The sequence below is a fragment of the Streptomyces griseoruber genome (genome assembly GCF_001514205.1).
In the GTDB taxonomy this organism is placed as follows: domain Bacteria; phylum Actinomycetota; class Actinomycetes; order Streptomycetales; family Streptomycetaceae; genus Streptomyces; species Streptomyces griseoruber.
Map to the genome: position 1 here is coordinate 27,452 of NZ_KQ948765.1, position 23,392 is coordinate 50,843.

Genomic DNA, 23,392 nt, shown 5'->3' on the forward strand with positions numbered 1-23,392 from the left:
GCGTACAGCTAAAGATTTTTACGTACCCTTAGCGGTCGTGATGATGTCATGATGATCGACCTCCCGCTGGAGCAGGTGCGGACACTGCTGGCCGTGGTGGACGAGGGCACCTTCGACGCGGCGGCCGCCGTCCTGCATGTGACGCCGTCGGCGGTCAGCCAGCGGGTGAAGGCGCTGGAGCAGCGCACCGGCCGGGTCCTGCTGCTGCGCACCAAGCCGGTGCGGCCGACGGAGTCCGGTGAGATCGTCGTCCGGTTCGCCCGGCAGCTGGCCCGGCTGGAGCGCGACACGCGGTCCGAACTGGGCATGAGTGGGTCCGGGGAACCGACCCGGGTGACGGTCGCGGTGAACGCGGACTCGCTGGCGACCTGGTTCCTGCCCGCCCTGTCCCGGGTGCCGCGGGACCCGCAGCTCTGCTTCGAACTCCATCGCGAGGACGAGACCCGTACGGCGGAGCTGCTGCGGGAGGGGCTCGTGATGGCCGCGGTCACCTCGTCGCCGGAGGCCGTGACCGGGTGCTCGGTGCGGGCGCTGGGCACGATGCGCTATCTGGCCGCCGCCAGCCCGGACTTCGTGGCCCGCCATCTCGAGGACGGCCCCCTGGGGGAGACCCTGGCGCGGGCCCCCGTGATGGCGTTCGACCGCAGCGACGACCTCCAGGACACGTTCGTACGAGGACTGCGGCGCGGCGCCTCGGGCGCGGGGCCGGTACGGCACGCCGTGCCGACCTCGGAGGGTTTCGTGGCCGCGGTGGCCGCGGGGTTCGGCTGGGGCATGGTCCCCGAGGCCCAGGCCGGCGACCTCCTGCGGACCGGCCGCCTGGTCCCCCTGGCCCCCGGCCGTCCGCTGGACGTCCCGCTGTACTGGCAGCAGTGGAAGCTCGACTCACCGGCCCTGGCGGCGGTCGCCGAGGCGGTGGCGCAGGAGGCGGCACGGACACTCAGGCGCTGACCCGGAGGGACGTCCGTGCCGGGTGCGCACCGGGGAGCCGAGCCGGGACCCGCCGGCACACCCGGCGTCGGAAGCCGGTCCGGGACACGGCGGGCCACCCCGCCCTCAGCGGCCGAGTCGGGCCAGGGTGCCCGCCGCGCTGTCCAGGAGCATCGCCAGGGCCGTCGGATAGGCGCTGGTGACCATGCGGGCGGACAGCAGGGGGGCCGCTTCGGCGATACGGGGGTGGGTGGTGGCGGGGAGGCGGGCGTAGGTCGAGGCCCACTTGGCGTCGTCGGCGCGCTGCGAGGCGCGGGGCAGCGCGAGGGAGGCCGCGTCCAGGGCGGCGAAGGCCAGCGTCTGGTCGATGAAGGCGTGGTAGATCCGGACCGTCTCCGGGAGCGGGAAGCCCGCGGTGCGCAGGACGTCGAGGACGGCCTCGTCGGCGGCGAGTTCGTTGGCCCGGCCGGTGACCCGGCTCGCGGTGAGCTGGGCCGCCTGCGGATGGGCGACGTACGCGGCGTGGATGCGCAGCCCGATCGCGTGCAGGTCCGCCCGCCACTCCCCGGTCGGCTGCCAGCCGCGCAGCGCCTCACCGATCAGCGCGTCACCGATGGCCAGGGTCAGCTCGTCCATGCCCCGGAAGTAGCGGTAGAGCGTGCTGGGGTCGCAGTCCAGGGCGAGGCCGAGGCGGCGCGCGGTCAGACCGCTGCTGCCGTGCTCGCGCAGCAGCCGCAGCGCGGCCTCGACGATCAGCCGCTCGGACAGCACGGTGCCGCTCCTGGTGGGCCGGCGCCGGCGCCGCTTCTCCTCCGGTACGACCGTCTTCGGCATCCTCGCCCGCCTCCTTATGCCAACGCCATTGACCTTACGGCAGGGGAAGGCGTTGTATCGCGGTCAGGGCCCCCTTCACTCGCACACCCTTGACCGAGGGAGTTCTCGTCATGCGTGTCCTGCTCGTGGGTGCCGGCGGCGTCGGCACCGCCGTCACCCGGATCGCCGCCCGGCGCCCGTTCTTCGAGGCGATGGTGGTCGCCGACTACGACCCCGCCCGTGCCTCGGCCGCCGTCGCCGCACTCGACGGCGACGACCGGTTCACCGCCGAGCGGGTCGACGCCGGCGACGAGGAGGCGGTCGCCGCGCTCCTCGCCCGGCACCGCTGTGACGTGCTCCTCAACGCCACCGACCCGCGCTTCGTGATGCCCCTGTTCGGCGCGGCGCGCACCGCCGGGGCCACCTATGTCGACATGGCGATGTCGCTGTCCCGGCCGCATCCGGAGCGGCCCTACGAGGAGTGCGGGGTCAAGCTCGGCGACGCGCAGTTCGCGCAGGCCGAGGAGTGGGCGGCGGCGGGCGGACTCGCCCTGGTCGGCATGGGGGTGGAGCCGGGGCTGTCGGACGTGTTCGCGCGGTACGCCGCCGACGAGCTCTTCGACGAGATCGAGGAGATCGGCATCCGGGACGGCGCGAACCTCACCGTCGACGGCGCCGACTTCGCGCCCTCCTTCAACATCTGGACCACCATCGAGGAGTGCCTCAACCCTCCGGTGGTCTACGAGGCCGGCCGCGGCTGGTTCACCACGGCGCCCTTCAGCGAGCCCGAGGTGTTCGACTTCCCCGAGGGCATCGGCCCGGTCGAGTGCGTCAACGTGGAGCACGAGGAGGTGCTGCTCGTCCCGCGCTGGGTGGACGCCCGCCGGGTCACCTTCAAGTACGGTCTGGGCCGCGAGTTCGTCGAGACCCTGAAGACGCTGCACAAGCTGGAGCTGGACCGCACCACACCGGTCACCGTGCCGAGCGCGGCGGGCCCGGTGCCGGTCTCGCCCCGGGACGTGGTCGCCGCCTGTCTGCCCGACCCGGCGACACTGGGCGAGCGTATGCACGGCAAGACCTGCGCCGGCACCTGGGTGCGGGGCGTGAAGGACGGCGCGCCGCGCGAGGTGTACCTGTACCACGTGGTCGACAACCAGTGGTCCATGGCCGAGTACGGCAGCCAGGCCGTGGTCTGGCAGACGGCCGTCAACCCCGTCGTCGCCCTGGAGCTCCTCGCCGGCGGCGCCTGGTCCGGCACGGGTGTCCTCGGCCCCGAGGCGTTCCCCGCCCGCCCCTTCCTCGACCTTCTGACGGCGTACGGCTCCCCCTGGGGCATACGGGAGCAGTAACGGGGTTTCCCGGTCGCGTCCGTTTCACCTCCGCCCCTGCGGTGACCCGCTCCGGAGCAACGCATACGGAAGACCGAAGCACGAAGAACACCGAGGATCTCGATCGGAGCGACTTCGATGGACACGTCGGGCCCGGCCCTGCTCCCAGCAGGCGAAGGCGGTCTGCAGGATTCGCTGGGGGCAACCGTGTGGCGCGAGGCGATTGGGGACCACTTTGTGCAGCTCAGCGCCGGTGTGGGCGACACTATCGCGTGCAACACGTGTGGTGCTGCTTGATGCTGAGGAGATCGTCTCGGCTCGTGGGCCAGGGCTGACACAAGTCAGCACCACACGTGGTCGCGCGGGTCACCAGACGAGACGGCCGTCCTCGGTCTTCCCGTACTCGCGCATCTGGTTCGCGAGGGAATGGAAGTAATCCGCCAACGAGTCATGGGTCTCGAACTGGTTCAGGTCACCATCGCTCCAGCACCCCAGCAGACCCGTACTTGTGTCAATGAACCGGCCGTAGAGCCAGTCCGTCTCCACGGCGAAGGGGATCCAGTCACGGTGCCATCCCAGGCATACGGGATCCGGGTCAGGCGACGGCTCCATCGCTTCCATCCCGATGCGCCATTCGTAGACCTTCACGATCTGCTCCACCGACAGCAGGTGCCAGCCGGAGGGAAGAAAACTACTGTCAATGCCAACGAACTTTCCGCTCGCGTCGCCATCGGCCATGCGCACGCCGTCATTGGTCAGCAACCACGTCCACATTTCCTGCGGGAAGCTCAGACCGAGCTTGGCTTCGGCGTCACTGATCATCTTCGGTCTAGCCGGGCCGCACAGGGCAGCCGCGTTCTTCGGGGCGTTCCGCTCAAGCCACCTCGTGACTCGCCCCCATGCCTGCCGGACGTTCTCTGCTTCGCGTGACCGTACTTCATTCATCAGTGATCTCCAGAGTGATGTTTGCGGCCAGGCGGGTGTTGCGGGCCTGGGCGTTGGCGAGGTCGGCTTGGAGCGAGGCCCGGCTCACTGGCGAGCCGCCGGCCGGGTCCTGAGCTCCCGGTTCGCGTTCGGCCGCGTGGACAAGTTCGAGCAGGTCGCGGTGACGATAGAGGAACGTGCGGTCCACTCCTGCTTGCCGGGCGACGGCGGAAACGCTGATCGGGGTGCCGTTCTTGGCGGCGTTCTTGATCGCGGTGGCCACTCGCTGGCGCCGACGCTCGGAGGTGGCCTGCGACCAGGCTCCGTTGGGGTTGTCCCGGCGTCGAACGTGCAGGTGAGGGCCTTCGTAGTCGCAGCCCAACGCCTTTGAATCCGGCAGCAGATGGCAGTCGCTGCGGCGAAGGCCCGCCACCTGGCCGCGGCGCAGTCCGACCCGGCCGTGCAGCAGCACAATCAGCCGGTCCCGTGCGCTGCGGCACTGAGGGAACATCGCCACCAGCTCGTTGTCGGTGGCCCGGTCGACATCCGCCTCCGGCTCCTGCACCCGATGCCGGGCCCGCAGCCGATAGGACAGCCCCGAGTCCTCACCCTGCGCCTCCAGCGGCAGGTCCCGGCTGTCGGCCAGCTCACAGATCGGCCCCAGCACCGATCGGGGCGCCTCGCCCACCGACACGGCGTACGACAACAGCCCACGCACCGCGGTCAGCACCCCGTTCATCCGCCGTTCCTTCCGGGCGGGATGGCCCCGGGCCCCAGCACCACCGGGGCCGGTTCGCCGTCCGGCGTCGACGGCGTGAACTTCAGCCAGACCATGAACAAGCCCAAGTCCCGGGCCGCCTGCGGCCACTGCCGTCCCGTCCGCCTGCACCACAGCAGGTACCCAAGAACGAGTCTCAGAAGATCAACTTAGCCTCCTCCCGCAACAACACACCACGCAGGTCAGCACCCCAGAGAAGCGGCCGCTGCCCCGTGCGGGAGCAGTGCCTGGACCGGGCCATGGACACGGACCAGGCACTGGGCGTGTGGGGCGGCACCACCGAGGCGGAGCGGCGGGCGCTCAGGCGGCGCACCGGCGCACGCCGGGGTTCCTGACGCGCGCCGCCCCTGCCGTCACGGGGTGCTGGGCTTGCCCGGCCGGTACAGCCACTTCTGGAACAGGGGTCCGAGGTTCTGGCCGGACTCCCGCTCCGCGAGCCGCTCCAGCTGGGCGGTGGTGCCGTGGCCGTAGCGGTGCTGCTGCGCCCAGGCACGCAGCACGCGGAAGAAGGCCCGGTCGCCGATCGCGACGCGCAGGGCCTGGAGGGTCATGGCACCGCGGGCGTAGACGGGGGTGCCGAAGATGTTGGCGCCGCTGCCGGGGTTGCCGGGCGGGAACGCCCAGAGGCTGTCGGTGGCGGGGGTGGCGTACAGGGTGTCGAAGTTCTTCTGCGCGCTGTCGCCGCCGTGCTGCTCCGAGTACAGCCACTCGGCGTAGGTGGCGAAGCCCTCGTTGAGCCAGATGTCCTTCCAGGACGTCAGGGAGACCGAGTCGCCGAACCACTGGTGGGCGCTCTCGTGGACGAGGGTGCTCAGGCTGGGCGCGCTGTCGTACACCGGCCGGGTCTGGGTCTCCAGGGCGTAGCCGACGTTGGGCGCGTGGTCGACGATGGAGCCGGCGGCACGGTAGGGGTAGGGCCCGAAGAGCCCGCTCTCCCACTCCAGCACGGACGGCAGCTTCTTCAGCACGGGCGCGGCGGCGTTGGCCTCGCGCGGGTCGACGGCGTCGTACACCTTGATGCCGTCGCGGGTCGTGTACTGCTTGACCTGGAACGTCCCCACGGTCGCGGTGGCGAGGTAGGCGGCCATGGGTTCCTTCTGCCGCCAGCGGAAGGTGGTTTTCCCGTTGCGGGTGCTCTGTCCGAGCAGGACGCCGTTGGCGACGGCGGTGCGGCCCTTGGGGACGGTGATCGTGATGTCGTACGCGGACTTGTCGAGGGGGTGGTTGTTGGCGGGGAACCAGGTCATGGCGCCCTGCGGCTCCCCGGCGACGAAGGCGCCGTCGTCGGTGGGGATCCAGCCGTCGAGGGAGTCGTCGGGGTCGGTGACCGGGCCCGGCTTGCCCTGGTAGGTGACGGTGACGCGGAAGGTCTGGCCCTTGCGCAGGGGGCGGGCGGGGGTGACGACGAGTTCCTGGCCGTCGCGCCGGTGGGCGGCCGTGCGGTGATCGACCGTCAGACCGGTGATCTTCAGGCCCTTGAGGTCGAGGTCGAAGCGGCTGAGGCGCTGGGTGGCGCGGGCGGTCAGCACGGCCTTGCCGGTGAGGTGACCGCTGCTCGGGTCGTAACCGAGCGTCAGACCGTAGTGGGAGACGTGGTAGCCGCCGTTCCCGGCGAGCGGGAAGTACGGGTCGCCGACGCCGGGCGCGCCCGCCGAACCGGCCGCGGTGGCGGGTCCGGCCGCCGTCAGCAGGGCCGCCACGGCGACCGGGACGGTGGCGACGACGGCTTCCCGCCGTAGCAGGGCGGGGCGTCTGCGGGAGGGGGTCACGTGCGCTCCTTGGGGGGTGGCGGGTGATCAAACGCCCATCAGACTAGGCAACGCGCCGCCCGGAGTCGCCCTCCTCCAGGTCAAGCCGCGCGGCGCCGCGGGACGGTCGCGGGCGGGGCCTAGGCTCGGCGCCATGACTGTCCGTGTGCGCCGTGTCTACGAACCGCCCGAGCCCGAGGACGGCGTCCGTGTCCTCGTCGACCGGCTGTGGCCGCGCGGCCTGGCCAAGGACGCGGCCCGGATCGACGAGTGGCCCAAGGCGATGACCCCCTCGACGGAGCTGCGCCGCTGGTACCACGCGGGCGAGGCGTCGTACGAGGAGTTCTCCCGCCGCTACGAGGCGGAGCTGGCCGCCCCCGACGCGGCCGAACTCCTGGACCACGTCCGTACGTTGGTCCAGGAGGGGCCGGTGACCCTGCTGACGGCCGCGAAGTCCCCCGAGGAGAGCCACGCGGCCGTACTGCTGGGGCTGCTGGACTGACGGCGGCTCAGCCGGTCTGCCGGGCCGCCGCCCGGCCCGCCGCACGGCCCGAGAACAGGCAGCCGCCGAGGAAGGTGCCTTCAAGGGCGTTGTACCCGTGGACCCCGCCGCCGCCGAAGCCGGCGACCTCGCCCGCCGCGTACAGGCCCTCGATCGGCGCTCCGTCGGCGCCGATGGCGCGGGAGTCGAGGTCGGTCTGGATGCCGCCGAGCGTCTTGCGGGTGAGGACGTGCAGCTTGACCGCGATGAGCGGGCCGGCCTCGCGGTCGAGGATGCGGTGCGGGGTCGCGACCCGGCCGAGACGGTCGCCGATGTAGCGGCGGGCGTTGCGGATGCCCTGGATCTGGGCGTCCTTGCTGTACGGGTTGTCGATCTGCAGGTCGCGGGCGCGGATCTGGCGGCGCAGTCCGTCCGCGTCGAGCAGGGGCTTGTCGGTGAGCGCGTTCATCTTCTCGACGAGCCGGTCGAGGGTGTCGGCGACGACGAAGTCCGCGCCGTGGTCGAGGAACGCCTGCACGGGGGCCGGGGCACCCTTGCCGAGCAGCCGGTCACGCAGGACGGCCCGGCGGTCCTTGGCCGTGATGTCGGGGTTCTGCTCGGAGCCGGAGAGCGCGAACTCCTTCTCGACGATCTTCTGGCTGAGGACGAACCAGGAGTGGTCGTACCCGGCGATGTCCTCGGTGGTGCGCAGGTACTTGAGGGTGTTGAGGGTGTCGTAGCCCGGCAGACAGGGGTCGGGCAGCCGGCGGCCGAGCGCGTCGAACCACATCGAGGACGGGCCGGGCAGGATGCGGATGCCGTGGCCGGGCCAGATGGAGTCCCAGTTCTGGATGCCCTCGGTGTAGTGCCACATGCGGTCCCGGTTGACCAGCCGGACGCCGGCCTCGGCGCTGATGTCGAGCATGCGGCCGTCGACGTAGGCGGGCACGCCGGTGACCATCTCGGCGGGCGGGGTGCCGAGGCGCTCGGGCCAGTAGCGGCGCACGATCTCGTGGTTGGCGCCGATGCCGCCGCTGGTGACGACGACGGCCTGGGCGGTCAGCTCGAACTCGCCGATCGCGTCGCGGTGGGAGGCGACACCGCGCGCGGAGTCGTCGGGCGCCAGGACCGTGCCGCGTACGCCGCGGGCGGCGCCGTCCGTCACGACCAGCTCGTCCACGCGGTGGCGGTGGTAGAAGGTCAGCAGCCCGTCCTTCGCGGCCTGCTTGGCGTAGCGGGCGAACGGCTCGACGACACCGGTGCCGGTGCCCCAGGCGACATGGAAGCGGGGCACCGAGTTGCCGTGGCCGTCGGCGCGCAGGTCGCCGCGCTCGGCCCAGCCGACCGTGGGCAGCAGGCTGATGCCGTGGCCGGTCAGCCAGGTCCGCTTCTCCCCCGCCGCCCACTCGACGTAGGCGCGGGCCCAGCGCACCGCCCAGGAGTCCTCGTCCTCGGTGCGGTCGAACTGCGCGCTGCCCTGCCAGTCGTTCCAGGCGAGGTCGAGGGAGTCCTTGATGCCGAGGCGGCGCTGCTCCGGGGAGTCGACGAGGAACAGCCCGCCGAAGGACCAGAACGCCTGGCCGCCGAGGTTGGCGGCGTTCTCCTGGTCGACCAGGGCGACCCGCCTGCCCCTGCTGGTGAGTTCGTGCGCCGCGACGAGGCCCGCGAGGCCCGCTCCGACGACGATGACGTCCGCGTCCATGGCGACCGTTGCCTTTCTCTGACTGGGGGGGAGCTGCGATGGGGTGCTATTCCGAGGCGCTGCCGTCGGTCAGCAGCGCGGTGAGCAGTTGCTTGAGCCAGGCACGGGCGGCGTCCACGTCCTTGTCCAGCAGCAGTTGGGTGGTGACCCCGTCGTACGCGGCGACGACCGCGTGGGCGGCGGAGTCGGCGTCACCGAGGACGGCGGGCAGCGGGATGTGGCCGCGCGCCCGGGCCAGCCGGTCGGCGATCGCGCGGCGCAGCCTGGCCCGCTGTTCCAGGAGGGTCTGCGCGACGGCCGGGTCCCGCGCCGCGTGCACCAGGAAGTCCGTCTTCACCAGCAGCCAGTCGAGGTCGAGCAGCAGCACCTCGGTGACCCGGTCCACGGAGGCCGGTACGTCGAGATCGGGCCCTTCGCCCGCGAGGGCGTCGGCGACCTGCTGGGCGATCAGGTCGGCGCGTTCCCGGTAGAGCGCGAAGAACAGCTCGTCCAGGGTGCCGAAGTTGGAGTAGAAGGCGCCCCGGCTGTAGCCGGCGGCCTCGCAGACCTCCTCGATGGAGACCCGCCCGAAGCCCTTGGCGGCGAACACGGCGAAGGCGGCGTCGAGCAGATTGGCCCGGGTGCGCACCCGGCGCCGGGTGACCCGGCCGGTCGCCCGTCCGTTCTGCTCCGTCGCCATTGTCCGACCTCCGTTCGATACGCGAATGTATCGGATGCATTGGTGTATCGAAAGAGTTCGTACTCGATCGACCGCCGCCCGCTCGAGGACGCCGGCACGCCCGGCAGCACATGACGCTCACCGCCGACCCCGGCACCGACCGCGTCTACGTCCACATCGCCCCGTACGGCGGGAACGTGCTGGTCTCCTGGGCCGGTGGTCTGACGAATGTCCGGTTCCTCGCCGACGACCACGACGCTGTCGATCGCGCGTCTCGCGCCGTGAGCGGGGCCGTGCCCGGTACCCGCCGTGACGGGTACCGGGCACCGGGGGGGTCAGCCTGCGGTGCGGTGGCCGGACAGGGAGGGCGCCGCGTCCTGGCCGCCCGCGTCGGGGCCCGCGCCCGGGGCGGGGTCCGGACCCGGGGCGGGGTCCGGGCCCGCGGCGGGGTCCGGGCCCGCGGCGGGGTCCGGGCCCGCGGCGGGGTCCGGGCCCGCGGCGGGGTCCGGGCCCGCGGCGGGGTCCGGGCCCGCGACGGGGTCCGGGCCCGCGGCGGGGTCCGGGCCCGCGGCCTGGGGCGGTGCCGTGCGCTGCGGGTGCCGCAGCAGGAGCACTCCCACGGCGGCGGCGAGCAGGGTCAGGACGGCGGAGACGATCAGGCAGAGGTGCAGGCCGTCCAGGAAGGCCTCGGACAGTGCGCCGAGGGCGCGGGGCGTGTCCGCGCCCAGGTCGATCCCGGCCACGGCGCCGATGCCGCCCTGTTCGGCGACTCCGGTGACCTGCTGCACCGTCCGGTCGCTCAGGCCCGCCCCGGTGAGGTGACCGGGGAGGGCGTCCACGGCCTTGCCGGACAGCAGGGCGCCGAGGACGGCGGGGCCGAGGGCCGCGCCGACCTGGCGGAAGGCGTTGTTGCCGGCGGCGGCCATGCCGGCCTGCTGGAAGGGCACCGAGCTGACGGCGGTGGCCGTCATCGGCGTGATGACGAAGGCCATGCCGAGGCCGAGCAGCGCCAGCCGCCAGGCCAGCGAGCCGAACGAGGTGTGCGCGTCGATGTCCGTCAGGGTGAGCAGGGCGGCCGTGGAGACCAGCAGCCCGCCGGGGATGAGCAGCCGCGCCGAGACCCGGTGGACGAGCCGGCCGACGGGGGCGCCGAGCACGAGCGGGACCGAGGACACCATCAGCAGCCGCCAGGCGGCGTCGAGCGTGGACAGCCGCTGGACCATGCCGAAGTAGAGGCTGAGCGCGAAGAAGAACCCGATCAGGCCCAGAAAGCTGATCATGGCGATCAGGGTGGTGGCGGTGAAGGCCGGGCTGCGGAACAGGGTGAGGTCCAGCATGGGGCTGGAGCTGGCGCGTTCCGCCAGGACGAACGCGACGGCGGCGACCGCGGCGGTGGACAGGGCGATCATCACCTTGACGTCGGTGAAGGATCCGGCGCCGCCCTCGATGATGCCGTAGACCAGCGCGGTGATCGCCAGGGCGGCGGTGAGCTGGCCGGGCCAGTCGAGGCGGCGGGAGCCCGGGGCGCGGGAGTCGGTCAGCAGCCCGGCCGCGCAGGCCAGGGCGGCGAGGGACGCCGGGATCGGCAGGAGGTGGATCCAGCGCCAGTCGACGTGGGCGAGGACCGTGCCCGCGATGACCGGGCCGAGGGCCAGCGCGGCTGTCAGGGAGGTGGCCCACAGGCCGATGAACCTGCCGCGCTCCCGCGGGTCGGGGACGGCGTGGCTGATGAGGGCGAGGGTGGTGGGCAGCAGGGCGGCCGAGCCCAGTCCGGCGAGTGCCTGGCCGGCCCAGAGCGTCTGGACGTTCTGCGCGCACAGGGCGACGAGTGCGCCGAGGGCGCTGAGGGCGAGTCCCGCCTGGTAGACCTTCTTGCGGCCGTGGACGTCGCCGAAGACGCCGGCGGTGAGGATGAGGGCGGCCATGGGCAGCACGAACGCGTCGGAGACCCAGGACAGCTGGGAGGTCGAGGCGTTCAGCGCCCGCTGGATCGCGGGCAGGCTCGCCGAGACGGTGGTCACCGGCAGATAGGCGACGAACACACCGACGCAGGCCATGACGAGCGTGGCGGTCCGTCGTTCCCGCGGCGGGTGCGCCGTGGTCGTGGCATTCACGGAGGACTCTTCCTGACGGCGCCCGGGCACCGGGCGCTGGAGTGGGGCTTGACGGCCGCCACTCTCCGTGACACCGGCCGCTTCAGGCGAGCCACGGGCCCCCGGGACGAGGACAATCGACATCCGGGGGCCGCTTTCCCCGGATCTTCGACATCCCTCGCCCACTCCTCCCCGGCGGGCTACGCCCGCGCGGACACCTCCGGGGGCAGGTTGAACGGCGTCACCACCTGGATCGCCGAGGGCAGCGAAGGCCCGTCGTCGGGGAGTGCCCCGTGGGCGCGCATCACCGTCTGGCAGGCCCGCCGTACGTCCTGGCGCAGATCGTGGTGGAGGACCGCGGACAGCCGGCGCCCGCGCAGCAGCCGGGTGTTGTCGTGGTCGAGGTCGTGGGCGACGAACACCGCGCAGGTGCGGCCCAGTTCGTCGAAGGCGGCCAGGGTCGCGAGGTTGCCGCCGCCCATGGAGTACACGGCGACGATGTCCTCGTCGCGGCGCAGCGCCTCGAGGACCAGGTCGTGCTGGGTGGCGTCGAGGCCGTCGCTGTCGGTGACCTCCACCAGGGCGCGCCGGGGGTGGGCGAGGCGCATCGCGCTGCGGAAGCCCATCTCGCGCTCCTCCTCGCCCCGGAAGGAGCCCCGGCTGATGGTGGTGAGGACATGACCGGGCCGGTCGCCGAGCCACTGGCCGAGGAGGTAGGCGGCGGTGCTCCCGGCGGCCCGGTTGTCGATCCCGACGTACGCCACGCGCGCGCTCGACGGCAGGTCGGTGACCAGGGTGACGACGGGGATGCCGGCGGCGGCGAGCCGGCCGACGGCGGCGGTGGTCTCCGGCAGGTCCGGCGCCTTGAGGATCACCCCTTGCGAGCCCCGCCGGGCGATCCGGTCGAGGATGGCGGTCAGTTCGCCGACGGGCGCGGTCTGCCGGAAGTGGAACCGTGAGCGCACCACGGCGGGGTGCAGCGACGGCAGTTCGGCCTCCAGGGCCTCGCGTACGGCGGTGGAGAACCGCTCCGGCGCCTGCATCACGATGTCGATCATGAAGGTACGGCCGCCGATGCGGACCTGGGTCTGCTGGCGGTCGAGGTCCTCGACGGCCCGCCGCACCTCCCGGACCGTGCTCTCACGGACACCGCCGCGGCGGTTGAGGACCCGGTCGACCGTGGCCGTGCTCAGGCCGGACTGACGGGCGATCTCCTTGATCGTATAGGGGTGTCGCATGCCTGGTTTCCCACGATTGCTGAGGTGTTTTTGATGTGCTTCCGAGCCTTGAATGAGGGGTTCGATCTCAGAAGACTGGCAGAAAAGCGAGGGCTGCGAAAGGACCCGCGATGATCCCCACCCCTGTGCGCTCCCGGACCTGGCTGACCGAGGAGGACTGCGATCTCGACGTGTTCCGCTCGCTCGTCGAACAGCGCACCGATCCCGCCGACCACCCCTCGGCCCTGCGGGTCGAGCGGAACGTCCCGCTCTACGACAGCGGCCGGCTGCGCGAGCTGACGGCCACCGCCGAGGGCCGCCGCGAGGTGCAGAGCGAGCTGGTGCGGACCCTGCTGGACGGTCCCGGTGTCGTGGTCCTCAAGGGCGCGTACACCGACCCGGCGGTGGTGGACCGGGCGTCGGAGGCGTTCCGGGCGCTGATCGAGGAGGAGCGCGCCTCGGGCACGGCCCGCGGTGACCACTTCGCCAAGCCCGGCGCGAACGACCGGGTGTGGAACGCGCTCGACAAGATGGCCGTGCGGGCGCCGGAGGTGTTCGCCGACTACTACGCCAACGACATGCTGGAGCTGGTCGCCGAGGCCTGGCTCGGTCCCGCCTACCAGGTGACCTCGCAGGTCAACGTGGTCAATCCGGGCGGTGCCGCGCAGAGCCCGCACCGCGACTACCACCTCGGCTTCCTGTCCCAGGCCCAGGCGGCCGCGTACCCGGCGCATGTGCACCGGCTGTCGCCCGTGCTGACCCTCCAGGGCGCGGTCGCCCACTGCGACATGCCCGTGGAGTCCGGTCCGACGCTGTACCTGCCGCACTCGCAGAAGTTCGAGCCCGGCTATCTCGCCTGGCGGCTGCCCGGGTTCGTCGAGTACTTCGACGCGCACCATGTGCAGCTTCCGCTGGAGAAGGGGGACGCGGCCTTCTTCAACCCGGCGCTGTTCCACGCGGCCGGACACAACGTCTCCTCCGGCATCCGGCGGATGGCCAATCTGCTCCAGATCTCCTCCGCGTTCGGCCGGGCGATGGAGACGGTCGACCGGCAGGCGATGGCGAACGCGCTGTTCCCCGTGCTGCGGGAGCGCAGGGCCGAGGGGGCCGGGGAGGACTGGCTGCGCCGCGTGGTCGCCGCCACCGCCGAGGGCTACCCGTTCCCCACCGACCTCGACCTCGACCCGCCGGTCGACGGTCTGGCCCCGCCCTCCCAGGCGGACACCCTCTGGCGGTCTGTCATCGAGGACTGGGAGCCGGAGCGGCTGCGGCGGGAACTGGCGGCGGGCGCGGAGCGGCGCAGGAGCTGAACCGGCGTGCGCCGGGCCTCGCCACGCGCGCCCCGGTGCACCGAGTCACGGCCATCAGCAAAGTAACGGGGCATTACTTTGTGACGCCCCCGCACGTTGGTGGGGACGTGAAGAACGTCGACATGCTCCTCACCGGCGGCTTCGTCGCCGTCACCGCGGTGGCCGTCCTGACCGTCCACGGCCTTCAGCCGGACCCGTCCGAAGGCCTCTTGTGCGGAACCCGGCAGGTCACCCGTCCGACCTCGGTACTGTCGCATCCCGCTCCCCTCGGAGCGGACCGGCCGGAGGAGGACGACTGAACGAGGACGACGACCCGAGCTCCGCCCCCACGCGCCGCGAGCGGCTGCGCCGTCAGATGTCGCGGGAGGTCCGCGCCGCGGCGCGCGCGGTCATCACGGACCAAGGGGTGGAGGCGCTGACGCTCGCCGAGATCGCCCGGCGGGTCGGGGTGACCCCGGCGGCCCTCTACCGGCACTTCGACGACCTGGCGGACATCGTCCGGCACACCGCCCGGGACATCGTCGCCGAGCTGACCGCTCTGCTGCGGGACTCCGTGGAGGCCGAGCACGAGGCCGATCTCGCGGCCCGGCTGGTCGCCCCCTGCCGGGTGTTCCGGCAGTGGGGGCTGACCCACCGCCAGGAGTTCGGTCTGCTGTTCGGCACGCCCACGGCGGCCGCCGGTTCCGCCCAGCCCGATCTGACCGGCGACTGGATCCGGGAGCTGGCCTCCGTCTGGGGCCCCGAGCACATGCGGCTGTGGGCGACCCGCCCCTACCCCGTCATCGCCGACGCCGACCTCGACCCGCGGCTGCGCCGGCAGATCGCCGCGTACCGCTCGGCCACCGGGGTGGAGATACCGCTCGGCGCGCTGGTCGTCATGCTGTCCTGCTGGCGCTCGCTCTACGGGCAGGTGGCCCTGGAGGTGTTCGCGCACTTCAACCCGTTGATCCTCGACCAGGAGCCGATGTTCGAACTGCTGATGCTCGAACTGGCGACCAGGCTGGGCCTGGGTGCGGACTACCGGCCCCCGCCGGGCCTGAGGGTGACGGCGGCTCCGGAGCGCCTCACGGCGGCGGCAGCCCCGCCGGGCGCGACGGGCGGCCCAGGCGCACCGGCACCCCCGGCGAGCACAGGACGCTGACCGGTTCCCCGCGCGGCGCGGGCGGCCCGCCGCGGTGATCAGGTTCTCCTCGCGCACGATCAGCTCGGCGCGGTGCGGCGGCCGGCGCGGACGGTGGTTCGGTTCGGCAGGTAGGCGGCCCCGCCGAAGAAGGCGTTGTGCATCCCCCGGCGGGCGGTGAGGAGGTGCTCCAGCCCGGTCGGTTCCCCGACACGCGCGCCGGGGCGCACCGCGACACGGCTGTACGCCCCGCGCGGACCGGGCCGGCGGCGGCTCGTGTACGTCACGATGCCGTCGGCCGCGCGCACGCTCATCCGGGACCACAGGCAGGGCAGCCGGAAGCCGGCCCGCCCCATCGGGCAGCCCCGCCACCGTCTCCGGGGCTACGGCCCGGGCTTCCGCACGGCGCCGGCATGCCGGGCTCACCCCCCGCGGTCGGGGTCCCTCGGCTGCCGGCCGGGCGGTGCCTCGCCCGCCGTGAGGTGTTCCAGAACCTCCACCAGTTCCTGGCAGGCGCGCTCCACGGAACGCCGGGTGTTGCGCTGTTCCATGATCACGGCCGAGAGCAGCAGGGCGGTGAGGGCCATCGTCCCGTTGAAGGCCTGGAGTTTGATCATCACCTCGATCCGGCTGAGGCGGGCGAACGGCCCGATCCGGTCCGTGGCGGCGATCGTCGCCATGACGGAGGTGAACAGCGCGCACAGCATGCTGCCGGCCAGCAGGAAGCGCAGGGCCGCCCAGATCAGCAGCGGATAGACCAGGAAGAGCAGGCTGACCGTGCTCCGGGTGGCCAGCGGGACGAGGGCGAGGCAGATCACCGCGAGGCCCGCGGCCTCCTTCCAGCGGGACAGGAGCAGGGGGCGGCGCGCCGTGCGCAACAGGAGCAGGACGGGCGTGACGATCAGGACGCCCATCGCGTCCCCCACCCACCAGCCCAGCCAGACCGGCCAGAAGGACTCCGCGGCGATCTTGCCGGTGAGGATCAGCAGGCCCACGCCGACGCTCGCGCTCAGCAGCATCGAGGTGAGCGCCGCCAGGAAGACCAGGGCGAGGCCGTCGCGTAATCGGGCGAGGTCGGTGCGGAAGCCGACCTTGCGCAGCAGGAGGTAGGCGCAGACGGGGGCGGCGGTGTTGCCCACCACGTTGACCAGGGCGACGGGCCGCAGGGTGGTGATCGACAGGATGACGAGGAGGACACCGAGGGCGATGCCCAGCCAGGCGCGCAGGCCGAGGATCAGCAGGGAGGCGACCGCGACGCCGGTGGGCGGCCAGATGGGGGTGAACACGGCTCCTTCGACGACGAGCCGGCGGATGAGTCCCAGCCGTCCGGCCCCGTAGTAGCAGACGGCGACGGCGAGCGTCTGGACGGCGAAGACCACCGTCCGGCGCAGCTCGAGGTCCCGGATGCCCACCACAGCAGCCATCAGACACCGTCCCGGCGCGGTCGGCGAGGTGAGGACCCTGCCGCCGGGGCCCTATGACTGCATCCGGGGTACGTCCGCGAGGAGTCCGTCGTGGCCGACCACCAGGACCGCCGCGTCGTCCTCGTGCCCGGAGCGTTCGGCACCCCTGATCACGGCGGCGGCGAGCGAACCGGCCTCCATGCCCGCCACGGCGGCGATGCCCGCGAGGCGGACGACCTGGTCGAGGCCCTCCTCGACGCTGAGCCGGGGGCCCTCGACGACACCGTCCGTGAGCAGGACGAACAACCCGCCCCTGGTGAGCCGGTAGCGGGTGACCGGGTAGTCGATGCCCGCGACGACACCGAGGGGCGGGCCACCCTCGTCCTGGGCTGTGCCGGACTTGCCGTCCGCGGTGGCCCAGACGCAGGGGACGTGTCCGGCCCGGGCGCTCTCCAGGACCCCGCTGGCCGGGTCGAGCCGCATGAAGGTGCAGGTGGCGAAGAGATCGCCGCCGAGGGAGAGCAGCAGGTCGTTGGTGCGGGCGAGGAGTTCGCCGGGCTCGCCGGTGACGGAGGCGAGCGCCCGCAGGCCGACCCGGACCTGCCCCATGAACGCGGTCGCCTCGATGTTGTGGCCCTGGACGTCGCCGATGGACAGGCCTATGCGGCCGTCGGGCAGGGTGAAGGCGTCGTACCAGTCGCCGCCGACGTTGAGGCCGGAGCAGGCGGGGGCGTACTGGACCGCGAGCCGGTACCCGGGGGCCACGGGGAGGTCCCGGGGCAGCATGCCGCGCTGGAGGGCGAGCGCCAGTTCGACACGGGAGCGTTGCAGTTCCGCGCGCTCCCGCGCCTGGGCGGTCAGCGACCCGAGCCTGGCCAGCAGCTCGTCGCCTTCGTCCGGGGGGCGCTTGCGGGACATCGATCACTCCGGGGCAAATCTGGCATTTTGCGTGTACAGGATCATATTCGGCCGCAGGAGGTCCGGCGCCACGGGAGCGCCCGCCCGCGCCCCCCGCACCCCCACACACGCTCCGCAACCCGCCACCCCCGAAGGCCGACACCCGGCGGCGCACGCCGAACGCTCCGGTGCCACAGCACGGCCCGCCCCGACAACGGCCCCAGCACGTCAACTCCGTCGCACATCCGCCATGGTGATGAGATGTCAGATAAATACGGTGCGCAGCCGTCCGTCCTCCGTGGGCCCGATGCCCGATTTCCCGGAAACCCGAACAATCGTCCCTGTCACGGCCGTTCGACCGGGAGGGGACGAACCATGCGCGTCATACGGCTCATCGGGGCCGTTCTGGGAACCACGCTGGTGGTGGGCACCGGGGTGCAGTCGGCATCCGCCGACACCGCCGGGGGTGTACGGCTGCCGGCGAAGAAGCTGGACCGGGCCGCGCTGCGGGCCAGTCCGGACGACGTCCGCGAGGCGGGGATGTACGGCGTGTACTCGTCGGTACGCGACGGTGCTCCGGCCTGGACCGGCGCCGCCGGTGTGGCCGACGTGGACACGGGCCGCCCGGTGCGACCCGGCATGCGGCACCGGATCGGCAGCGTCACCAAGAGCTTCACCGCCGTCGCCGTGCTCCAGCAGGTGGAACGGGGGCGGATCGCCCTCGACGCGCCGATCGGCGACTACGTCCCGGACCTGGTCCCCGGGAAACGGGGCCGCACCGTCACGGTCCGCATGCTCCTGAACCACACCAGCGGCATCGGCGACTACATGCCGGGCGCCTTCCCGTCGCCGGCGCAGAACTCCACCTCGAGCATCGACGAGGGGCGCTTCCGCCGCATCCCGGCCCGGGAACTGGTGCGCCTCGGCCTCGCCGACCCCGCGACCGGCCGGCCCGGTGCGGCATGGTCGTACTCCAACACCAACTACGTGCTCGCGGGACTGCTCCTGGAACGGGTCACCGGCCAGGACGCGGGGACGTACCTCACCCGCAACGTCATCGACCGGGTGGGGCTGCGCCACACCGTCTATCCGCGCGGCCCCTACATCTCGGGACCGCACGCCAAGATGTACGAGGCCTACTTCGGTGTGATCGACCCGCCCCGCGACTACAGCGTCTACGACATGTCCTGGGGCAGCACGGCGGGCGCGCTGATCTCCACCACCGACGACCTGAACACCTTCTACCGCGCCCTGCTCGGCGGCCGGCTCCTCGGGCGAGCCGCGCTCACGGAGATGCTGCGCACCGTGCCGGGCAGTGACGGCCTCGGCCACGGCCTCGGGATCGACTCCGTCGACCTGCCGGACTGCGGGCGTTTCTGGGGGCACGACGGCTCGGTGTTCGGCGCCGGGACGATCGCCCTGTCCAGCCGGGACGGCAGGCGCCAGCTCGCCCTCGGGTGGAACCTGACGAAGTACCAGCGGCTCGGCGAGGACGGAACCGTCGAACCCAGCGACATCGACGCCGCTCTCTTCGAGCACATCACCCGGGCACTCTGCCCGACGCCGCGCCGGCCTTCGGCGAAGACCGGGAGCGGGGCCGGGGCAGGGGCAGGGGTTGGGGCCGAGGGTGGGGCCGCCGCCGAGGCCGCCACCGACGGCGACACCGACGGCCACGCCGACGCAGACGCCCGGAAGGTGATCCCCACCGGGCTGCTCGGCGTAGGCCTCCCCCCGAAGGATGCGATGGTCAGGGCACGTTGACGACACCGGCCACAGAGGCGCCGGCGTTGGAGCGCCCCCTGGCCACCTCGGCTCCGGTGCCGTCAGGACTCCAGGGCCGCCATCACCACCGCCTTGGCCTCCTCCTGGACCCGGGCGAGGTGCTCGGTGCCCAGGAACGACTCGGCGTAGATCTTGTAGACGTCCTCGGTGCCGGAGGGACGGGCCGCGAACCAGGCGTTGGCCGTGGTCACCTTGATGCCGCCGAGGGCCGCGCCGTTGCCGGGGGCCTCGGTGAGGACGCCGGTGACGGCCTCTGCGGCCAGGGTGTCGGCGGTGACCTGCGCGGGCGAGAGCTTCGCGAGCAGCGCCTTCTCCTCACGGGTGGCGGGCGCGTCGATGCGGGCGTAGGCCGGCTCGCCGAAGCGCTCCGTCATGCCGGTGTAGTGCTCCGAGGGCGTCTTCCCGGTGACCGCGGTGATCTCGGAGGCGAGCAGGGCCAGGATGATGCCGTCCTTGTCGGTGGTCCAGACGGAGCCGTCGCGGCGCAGGAAGGACGCGCCGGCCGACTCCTCCCCGCCGAAGCCGAGCGAGCCGTCGACCAGCCCGTCCACGAACCACTTGAAGCCGACGGGCACCTCGACGAGCCGGCGCCCGAGGTCGGCGGCGACCCGGTCGATCATCGACGAGGACACCAGCGTCTTGCCCACCCCCGCGTCGGCGGGCCACTGCTCGCGGTGCGCGTAGAGGTAGGCGATGGCGGCGGCGAGGTAGTGGTTCGGGTTCATGAGCCCCGCGTCGGGGGTGACGATGCCGTGCCGGTCGGCGTCGGCGTCGTTGCCGGTGGCGATGTCGAACCGGTCCCGCTTGTCGATCAGCGAGGCCATCGCGTACGGCGAGGAGCAGTCCATGCGGATCTTGCCGTCCCAGTCGAGCGTCATGAACCGCCAGGTGGGGTCGGTGAGCGGGTTGACCACGGTCAGGTCGAGCCGGTGCTGCTCGGCGATCCGGCCCCAGTAGGCGACCGAGGCCCCGCCGAGCGGGTCGGCGCCGATCCGGACCCCGGCGGCGCGGATCGCGTCCAGGTCCAGGACCGCCGGGAGGTCGGCGACGTACGTGCCGAGGAAGTCGTGGCGCCCGGTGGTGGGCGCGGCGAGCGCCCGGGTGTACGGGATGCGGCGGACGTCCTTCAGACCGGCGGCGATGATGTCGTTGGCCCGGTCCTGGATCCAGGAGGTGGCGTCGGAGCCCGCGGGGCCGCCGCTCGGCGGGTTGTACTTGAAGCCGCCGTCGGCGGGCGGGTTGTGCGAGGGGGTCACGACGACGCCGTCGGCGAGCCCTGCGGTGCGGCCGCGGTTGTGGGTGAGGACGGCGTGCGAGACGGCCGGGGTGGGCGTGTAGCCGTCGGCGCTGTCGACGAGCACGGTGACGTCGTTGGCCGCGAACACCTCCAGGGCGGTGACGGTCGCGGGCTCGGACAGCGCGTGGCTGTCGGCGCCGAGGAAGAGCGGGCCGTCGGTGCCCTGGGCGGCGCGGTACTCGCAGATCGCCTGGCTGGTCGCGGCGATGTGGTCCTCGTTGAAGGCGGTGTTCAGGGACGAGCCGCGGTGGCCCGAGGTGCCGAACGTGACGCGCTGCGCGGGGTCGGCCGGGTCGGGGTGCAGCGCGTAGTACGCGGTGACCAGCCGGGCGACGTCGACGAGATCCTCGGGGCCGGCCGGCCGGCCCGCTCGCTCGTGCTGCATGTGCCCGCTCCTCCATGTCGGTTGACCATTTGGCTTGCGGTTCCATCTTCCCCCGCCGCGGTGATCACCCGCGACGTGAGTCCACGGGGAGTCGCGGCGCCGCCGCCTTGACCTCGACCGGACTTGAGGTTCTAGCGTCGGTGCCATGCCACCCACACACGCCTTCACCCCGGCGGAACGCGCCTACCTGGCCGCCCAGCCACTGGCCCGCCTCGCGACCACCGGACCGGACGGCGGCCCCCAGGTGCGCCCGGTCGGCTTCGTCGTGAACGAGGACGACACGATCGACATCGGCGGCCCCGCGCTCTCCCGCAGCCAGAAGTACCGCAACGCCCAGGCCCGTCCCGAGGTCTCCCTGGTGATCGACGACATGGCACCGGCCGACGACCCGGTCGCGGCCGGCTGGGGCCGGGGCGTGGAGATCCGTGGGCGTGCCGAGGTGCTCACGCTCGACGCCCCGCCCATGGCTCCCGACTTCTTCAGCGCCGAGGTGATCCGGATCCACCCGCGCCGGATCATCAGCTGGCACCTCGAACCGGACGACGGCCGCGCCCGCGCCCGGAACGTGGATCGCTTTTCGCGTTGAGTATCCGTACTCAGGCGCCGGGCCCCCGCCACCCGCGAGACTGGGAGCGGATCATCACCCGTCGAGAGGCCGACCCGTGTTCAGTCGCACCGTCATCGCCCTGACCCCGTTCTTCGGGCGGCTCACCGTCACGAGTGAGATCAAGATGCGGCTGCCCGAGGGGAGCATCTTCGTCGCCAACCACGACTCCCTGGCCGACCCGGCGGTCGTGATGGCCGCGCTGCGCAGCTTCGACCTGAAGCCGGTGGTGCTGGCGACGGCGGGCCTGTGGCGGATCCCGCTGCTCGGCAAGGCGCTCAGCCGCGAGGGGCACATCCCGGTCCACCGGGGGACGGCGCACGCCGCCCTCGCGCTCGACGCGGCCGCGGAGGCCCTGGCCGGCGGCCGCCATGTGCTCCTCTACGGCGAGGGCGGCCTGCCCCGCCGCAGGGACGCGGCCCCCACTCCTCCGGAGCCCTTCCGCACCGGCCTGGCCCGGCTGGCCCGCACGACCGGCGCGATGGTGGTCCCGATCGGCCACGCCGGAGCCCGCCGTATCGCCTCGGGCTCCCCCACGAAGCAACTCGCCGGCACCCTGACGGCCCCGATCCGCCGCCCGCGCTGCCATGTACACGTCGGCGCCCCGATCCGTCTCCCCGCCGAAACCGACCGGGGCACGAGAGCGGCCCACCAGGCGGTGACGGCAGCCTGGCGTACGGCGGTCAGGGCAGCTGGTGAGCCGGCACTCACGGGCTCACACTGACCGGTGGCGGGGCGTTGCCCCGCCACCGGGGGCGCGGGGAACTGCGCGACCAACCCCGACGCACCCGCACCCCGAAAACTACCGAGCCCCCGACGGCGGAGCCGTACTCTCCCGCACCACCAACCGGGTAGGCACCAACGTCGTCCCCCTCGCCCCATCGTCCGGATTGCGCATCTTGCGCAACACGGCCCGCACACACAACCGCCCCACCTCCGCGAAATCCTGATGCACGGTGGTGAGCGGCGGCATGAAGGACCCCGCCTCGGGAATGTCGTCGAACCCGATGACACTGACGTCCTCGGGCACCCGCCGCCCCCGCTCCTGGAGCGCCCGCAGCAGCCCCAGCGCCATCTGGTCGTTGGCGACGAACACCGCCGTACAGTCCTCGCGCGCGGCGAGCTCGATACCGGCCCGGTACCCCGACTCCGCCGACCAGTCCCCCCGGATCAGCGGCGGAGCCGTACATCCCGCCTCGGTCAGCGCGGCCCGCCACGCGTCGGTGCGCCGCTGCGCGGCGAAGGAGTCCGCGGGTCCGCCCAGGTGCCACACCGTCCGGTGCCCGAGGCCGAGCAGATGCCGCACGGCGGTCCGGCTGCCGCCCGCCTGGTCGGTGTCGACGACCGTGTAGTGCTCGCCCGCGTCGGAGTCGACCACCAGCACCTGCACATACGGCGGCAGCATGATCGTCGCCGCGTCCAGCAGATGCACCTCCATGATGACGATCACCGCGTCCACGGCCAGTTCCTCGAGCCGGGTGAACGCGCCGCGCACCTCGTCCTGCGTGGGCAGCGCCACCGGCAGCAGCGTCACCGCGTACCCCTCGGCGGCGGCCGAGTTGGCGATCGCCTCCAGCGTGCGGACGTTGCCCGTGGAGGACAGCGAGAAGGTGATCACACCGATGGTGCGGAACTCCCCGCGCTTGAGCGCGCGGGCCGCGCTGTTGGGCCGGTAGCCCAGTTCCTTCATCGCGGCGAGCACCTGCCGCCGTGTCTCCTCGTTCACACCGGCGTAACCGTTGGAGACCCGGGAGACGGTCTGCGACGAGACCCCCGCCAGGCGGGCCACATCGGCCATGGAGGCGGTGACCCGGCCTTGTCTCGGCGTCTTCGCCGGGGTTCTTTCAGCCATCTCCATGGCGTCCCCGCCTCTCTGTCCGCACTGGTGTCACGGTCTCCCCCAAAGGACCCTTGACCATCGT

22 protein-coding genes and 1 pseudogene are annotated in these 23,392 nt (G+C 72.6%); 10 read left to right on the forward strand and 13 right to left on the reverse strand.

Features of this window, described 5'->3' with window-relative positions; translation table 11 throughout:
• Window positions 1-48 precede the first annotated feature (48 nt).
• Entirely contained in the window at window positions 49-951 is a 903-nt protein-coding gene (locus AQJ64_RS08490) for a LysR family transcriptional regulator ArgP (RefSeq protein WP_055638201.1), read from the forward strand.
• Window positions 952-1,056: 105 nt separating this feature from the next.
• Here the strand turns inward: AQJ64_RS08490 and AQJ64_RS08495 are convergent, their stop codons facing one another.
• Complete coding sequence (locus AQJ64_RS08495; protein ID WP_055638202.1) at window positions 1,057-1,764, reverse strand: TetR/AcrR family transcriptional regulator; 708 nt, start codon at window positions 1,762-1,764, stop codon at window positions 1,057-1,059.
• Between the two features lie 110 nt (window positions 1,765-1,874).
• On the opposite strand from AQJ64_RS08495, the gene AQJ64_RS08500 reads away from it, so the two are divergent.
• The gene (locus AQJ64_RS08500) at window positions 1,875-3,092 is read left to right on the forward strand and encodes a saccharopine dehydrogenase family protein (protein WP_055638203.1); all 1,218 of its coding nucleotides are present in this window, start codon (window positions 1,875-1,877) and stop codon (window positions 3,090-3,092) included.
• A 345-nt stretch (window positions 3,093-3,437) separates the two neighbouring features.
• Here the strand turns inward: AQJ64_RS08500 and AQJ64_RS08505 are convergent, their stop codons facing one another.
• Window positions 3,438-4,016, reverse strand: coding sequence for an SMI1/KNR4 family protein (locus AQJ64_RS08505; protein ID WP_079061537.1), 579 nt, complete (start codon window positions 4,014-4,016; stop codon window positions 3,438-3,440).
• Entirely contained in the window at window positions 4,009-4,734 is a 726-nt protein-coding gene (locus AQJ64_RS50035; RefSeq protein WP_211286472.1) for a DUF6262 family protein, read from the reverse strand. Before AQJ64_RS50035 ends, AQJ64_RS08505 begins: the two co-directional genes overlap by 8 nt.
• 182 nt (window positions 4,735-4,916) lie before the next feature.
• Between AQJ64_RS50035 and AQJ64_RS50630 the strand changes: the two genes are divergently transcribed.
• Window positions 4,917-5,108, forward strand: coding sequence for a WhiB family transcriptional regulator (locus AQJ64_RS50630; RefSeq protein WP_055638206.1), 192 nt, complete (start codon window positions 4,917-4,919; stop codon window positions 5,106-5,108).
• An 18-nt stretch (window positions 5,109-5,126) separates the two neighbouring features.
• On the opposite strand, the gene AQJ64_RS08520 is transcribed toward AQJ64_RS50630, so the two are convergent.
• The gene (locus tag AQJ64_RS08520; RefSeq protein ID WP_059202535.1) at window positions 5,127-6,542 is read right to left on the reverse strand and encodes a M1 family metallopeptidase; all 1,416 of its coding nucleotides are present in this window, start codon (window positions 6,540-6,542) and stop codon (window positions 5,127-5,129) included.
• 133 nt (window positions 6,543-6,675) lie between these two features.
• On the opposite strand from AQJ64_RS08520, the gene AQJ64_RS08525 reads away from it, so the two are divergent.
• On the forward strand, window positions 6,676-7,023 hold the full coding sequence (locus AQJ64_RS08525) for a DUF488 domain-containing protein (RefSeq protein ID WP_059202536.1): 348 nt from the start codon (window positions 6,676-6,678) through the stop codon (window positions 7,021-7,023).
• A gap of 7 nt (window positions 7,024-7,030) precedes the next feature.
• Here the strand turns inward: AQJ64_RS08525 and AQJ64_RS08530 are convergent, their stop codons facing one another.
• The 4 genes from AQJ64_RS08530 to AQJ64_RS08545 form a co-directional block, all read right to left on the reverse strand.
• On the reverse strand, window positions 7,031-8,704 hold the full coding sequence (locus AQJ64_RS08530; RefSeq protein WP_055636282.1) for an FAD-binding dehydrogenase: 1,674 nt from the start codon (window positions 8,702-8,704) through the stop codon (window positions 7,031-7,033).
• A gap of 46 nt (window positions 8,705-8,750) precedes the next feature.
• On the reverse strand, window positions 8,751-9,383 hold the full coding sequence (locus AQJ64_RS08535; protein WP_059202537.1) for a TetR/AcrR family transcriptional regulator: 633 nt from the start codon (window positions 9,381-9,383) through the stop codon (window positions 8,751-8,753).
• Between the two features lie 314 nt (window positions 9,384-9,697).
• On the reverse strand, window positions 9,698-11,419 hold the full coding sequence (locus tag AQJ64_RS08540; protein ID WP_079061599.1) for an MFS transporter: 1,722 nt from the start codon (window positions 11,417-11,419) through the stop codon (window positions 9,698-9,700).
• Window positions 11,420-11,655: 236 nt separating this feature from the next.
• Window positions 11,656-12,693: a LacI family DNA-binding transcriptional regulator gene (locus tag AQJ64_RS08545; RefSeq protein WP_055636612.1), complete on the reverse strand. Its 1,038-nt coding sequence runs from the start codon at window positions 12,691-12,693 to the stop codon at window positions 11,656-11,658.
• Window positions 12,694-12,803: 110 nt separating this feature from the next.
• Between AQJ64_RS08545 and AQJ64_RS08550 the strand changes: the two genes are divergently transcribed.
• The 3 genes from AQJ64_RS08550 to AQJ64_RS08555 all read left to right on the forward strand — a co-directional run bounded on the left by AQJ64_RS08550 (window position 12,804) and on the right by AQJ64_RS08555 (window position 15,123).
• Window positions 12,804-13,982 carry a phytanoyl-CoA dioxygenase family protein gene (locus tag AQJ64_RS08550; protein ID WP_055636613.1) on the forward strand — a complete coding sequence of 393 codons (1,179 nt, stop codon included), beginning with the start codon at window positions 12,804-12,806 and terminating at the stop codon, window positions 13,980-13,982.
• 107 nt (window positions 13,983-14,089) lie between these two features.
• Window positions 14,090-14,281 carry a hypothetical protein gene (locus tag AQJ64_RS45465; protein ID WP_079061539.1) on the forward strand — a complete coding sequence of 64 codons (192 nt, stop codon included), beginning with the start codon at window positions 14,090-14,092 and terminating at the stop codon, window positions 14,279-14,281.
• A gap of 56 nt (window positions 14,282-14,337) precedes the next feature.
• The gene (locus tag AQJ64_RS08555) at window positions 14,338-15,123 is read left to right on the forward strand and encodes a TetR/AcrR family transcriptional regulator (protein WP_079061540.1); all 786 of its coding nucleotides are present in this window, start codon (window positions 14,338-14,340) and stop codon (window positions 15,121-15,123) included.
• On the opposite strand, the pseudogene AQJ64_RS08560 reads toward AQJ64_RS08555, so the two are convergent.
• From AQJ64_RS08560 to AQJ64_RS08570, 3 genes and pseudogenes are all read right to left on the reverse strand, one after another.
• Window positions 15,047-15,458 (reverse strand): annotated as a pseudogene (locus AQJ64_RS08560) (DUF2071 domain-containing protein); the annotation flags it as partial. The gene AQJ64_RS08555 and the pseudogene AQJ64_RS08560 sit on opposite strands and share 77 nt — an antisense overlap.
• Window positions 15,459-15,524: 66 nt before the next feature.
• Window positions 15,525-16,526, reverse strand: a complete 1,002-nt coding sequence (locus AQJ64_RS08565; RefSeq protein WP_099054055.1) for an MASE1 domain-containing protein — start codon at window positions 16,524-16,526, stop codon at window positions 15,525-15,527.
• 51 nt (window positions 16,527-16,577) lie between these two features.
• On the reverse strand, window positions 16,578-17,423 hold the full coding sequence (locus AQJ64_RS08570; protein ID WP_059202538.1) for a PP2C family protein-serine/threonine phosphatase: 846 nt from the start codon (window positions 17,421-17,423) through the stop codon (window positions 16,578-16,580).
• A 354-nt stretch (window positions 17,424-17,777) separates the two neighbouring features.
• Between AQJ64_RS08570 and AQJ64_RS08575 the strand changes: the two genes are divergently transcribed.
• A complete protein-coding gene (locus AQJ64_RS08575; RefSeq protein ID WP_079061541.1) occupies window positions 17,778-19,163 on the forward strand; it encodes a serine hydrolase domain-containing protein in 1,386 nt (461 codons plus the stop codon).
• Window positions 19,164-19,225: 62 nt separating this feature from the next.
• On the opposite strand, the gene pgm is transcribed toward AQJ64_RS08575, so the two are convergent.
• Window positions 19,226-20,866 carry a phosphoglucomutase (alpha-D-glucose-1,6-bisphosphate-dependent) gene (pgm, locus tag AQJ64_RS08580; protein WP_059202539.1) on the reverse strand — a complete coding sequence of 547 codons (1,641 nt, stop codon included), beginning with the start codon at window positions 20,864-20,866 and terminating at the stop codon, window positions 19,226-19,228.
• 145 nt (window positions 20,867-21,011) lie between these two features.
• Here pgm and AQJ64_RS08585 point away from each other — a divergent pair, with 145 nt between their 5' ends.
• Together AQJ64_RS08585 and AQJ64_RS08590 are read left to right on the forward strand one after the other, a co-directional pair.
• On the forward strand, window positions 21,012-21,452 hold the full coding sequence (locus AQJ64_RS08585) for a PPOX class F420-dependent oxidoreductase (RefSeq protein WP_055636634.1): 441 nt from the start codon (window positions 21,012-21,014) through the stop codon (window positions 21,450-21,452).
• Between the two features lie 76 nt (window positions 21,453-21,528).
• Window positions 21,529-22,194: a lysophospholipid acyltransferase family protein gene (locus AQJ64_RS08590; protein WP_055636633.1), complete on the forward strand. Its 666-nt coding sequence runs from the start codon at window positions 21,529-21,531 to the stop codon at window positions 22,192-22,194.
• A gap of 78 nt (window positions 22,195-22,272) precedes the next feature.
• On the opposite strand, the gene AQJ64_RS08595 is transcribed toward AQJ64_RS08590, so the two are convergent.
• Complete coding sequence (locus tag AQJ64_RS08595) at window positions 22,273-23,328, reverse strand: LacI family DNA-binding transcriptional regulator (RefSeq protein ID WP_055636632.1); 1,056 nt, start codon at window positions 23,326-23,328, stop codon at window positions 22,273-22,275.
• Window positions 23,329-23,392: the final 64 nt, after the last annotated feature.

Coding starts and splice junctions, on each gene's coding strand:
- AQJ64_RS08490 (WP_055638201.1), top strand. CDS start 49: ATGATGATCGACCTCCCGCTGGAGCAGGTGCGGACACTGCTGGCCGTG.
- AQJ64_RS08495 (WP_055638202.1), bottom strand. CDS start 1,764: ATGCCGAAGACGGTCGTACCGGAGGAGAAGCGGCGCCGGCGCCGGCCC.
- AQJ64_RS08500 (WP_055638203.1), top strand. CDS start 1,875: ATGCGTGTCCTGCTCGTGGGTGCCGGCGGCGTCGGCACCGCCGTCACC.
- AQJ64_RS08505 (WP_079061537.1), bottom strand. CDS start 4,016: ATGAATGAAGTACGGTCACGCGAAGCAGAGAACGTCCGGCAGGCATGG.
- AQJ64_RS50035 (WP_211286472.1), bottom strand. CDS start 4,734: ATGAACGGGGTGCTGACCGCGGTGCGTGGGCTGTTGTCGTACGCCGTG.
- AQJ64_RS08525 (WP_059202536.1), top strand. CDS start 6,676: ATGACTGTCCGTGTGCGCCGTGTCTACGAACCGCCCGAGCCCGAGGAC.
- AQJ64_RS08530 (WP_055636282.1), bottom strand. CDS start 8,704: ATGGACGCGGACGTCATCGTCGTCGGAGCGGGCCTCGCGGGCCTCGTC.
- AQJ64_RS08535 (WP_059202537.1), bottom strand. CDS start 9,383: ATGGCGACGGAGCAGAACGGACGGGCGACCGGCCGGGTCACCCGGCGC.
- AQJ64_RS08540 (WP_079061599.1), bottom strand. CDS start 11,419: ATGGCCTGCGTCGGTGTGTTCGTCGCCTATCTGCCGGTGACCACCGTC.
- AQJ64_RS08545 (WP_055636612.1), bottom strand. CDS start 12,693: ATGCGACACCCCTATACGATCAAGGAGATCGCCCGTCAGTCCGGCCTG.
- AQJ64_RS08550 (WP_055636613.1), top strand. CDS start 12,804: ATGATCCCCACCCCTGTGCGCTCCCGGACCTGGCTGACCGAGGAGGAC.
- AQJ64_RS08555 (WP_079061540.1), top strand. CDS start 14,338: ATGTCGCGGGAGGTCCGCGCCGCGGCGCGCGCGGTCATCACGGACCAA.
- AQJ64_RS08565 (WP_099054055.1), bottom strand. CDS start 16,526: ATGGCTGCTGTGGTGGGCATCCGGGACCTCGAGCTGCGCCGGACGGTG.
- AQJ64_RS08570 (WP_059202538.1), bottom strand. CDS start 17,423: ATGTCCCGCAAGCGCCCCCCGGACGAAGGCGACGAGCTGCTGGCCAGG.
- AQJ64_RS08575 (WP_079061541.1), top strand. CDS start 17,778: ATGCGCGTCATACGGCTCATCGGGGCCGTTCTGGGAACCACGCTGGTG.
- pgm (WP_059202539.1), bottom strand. CDS start 20,866: ATGCAGCACGAGCGAGCGGGCCGGCCGGCCGGCCCCGAGGATCTCGTC.
- AQJ64_RS08585 (WP_055636634.1), top strand. CDS start 21,012: ATGCCACCCACACACGCCTTCACCCCGGCGGAACGCGCCTACCTGGCC.
- AQJ64_RS08595 (WP_055636632.1), bottom strand. CDS start 23,328: ATGGAGATGGCTGAAAGAACCCCGGCGAAGACGCCGAGACAAGGCCGG.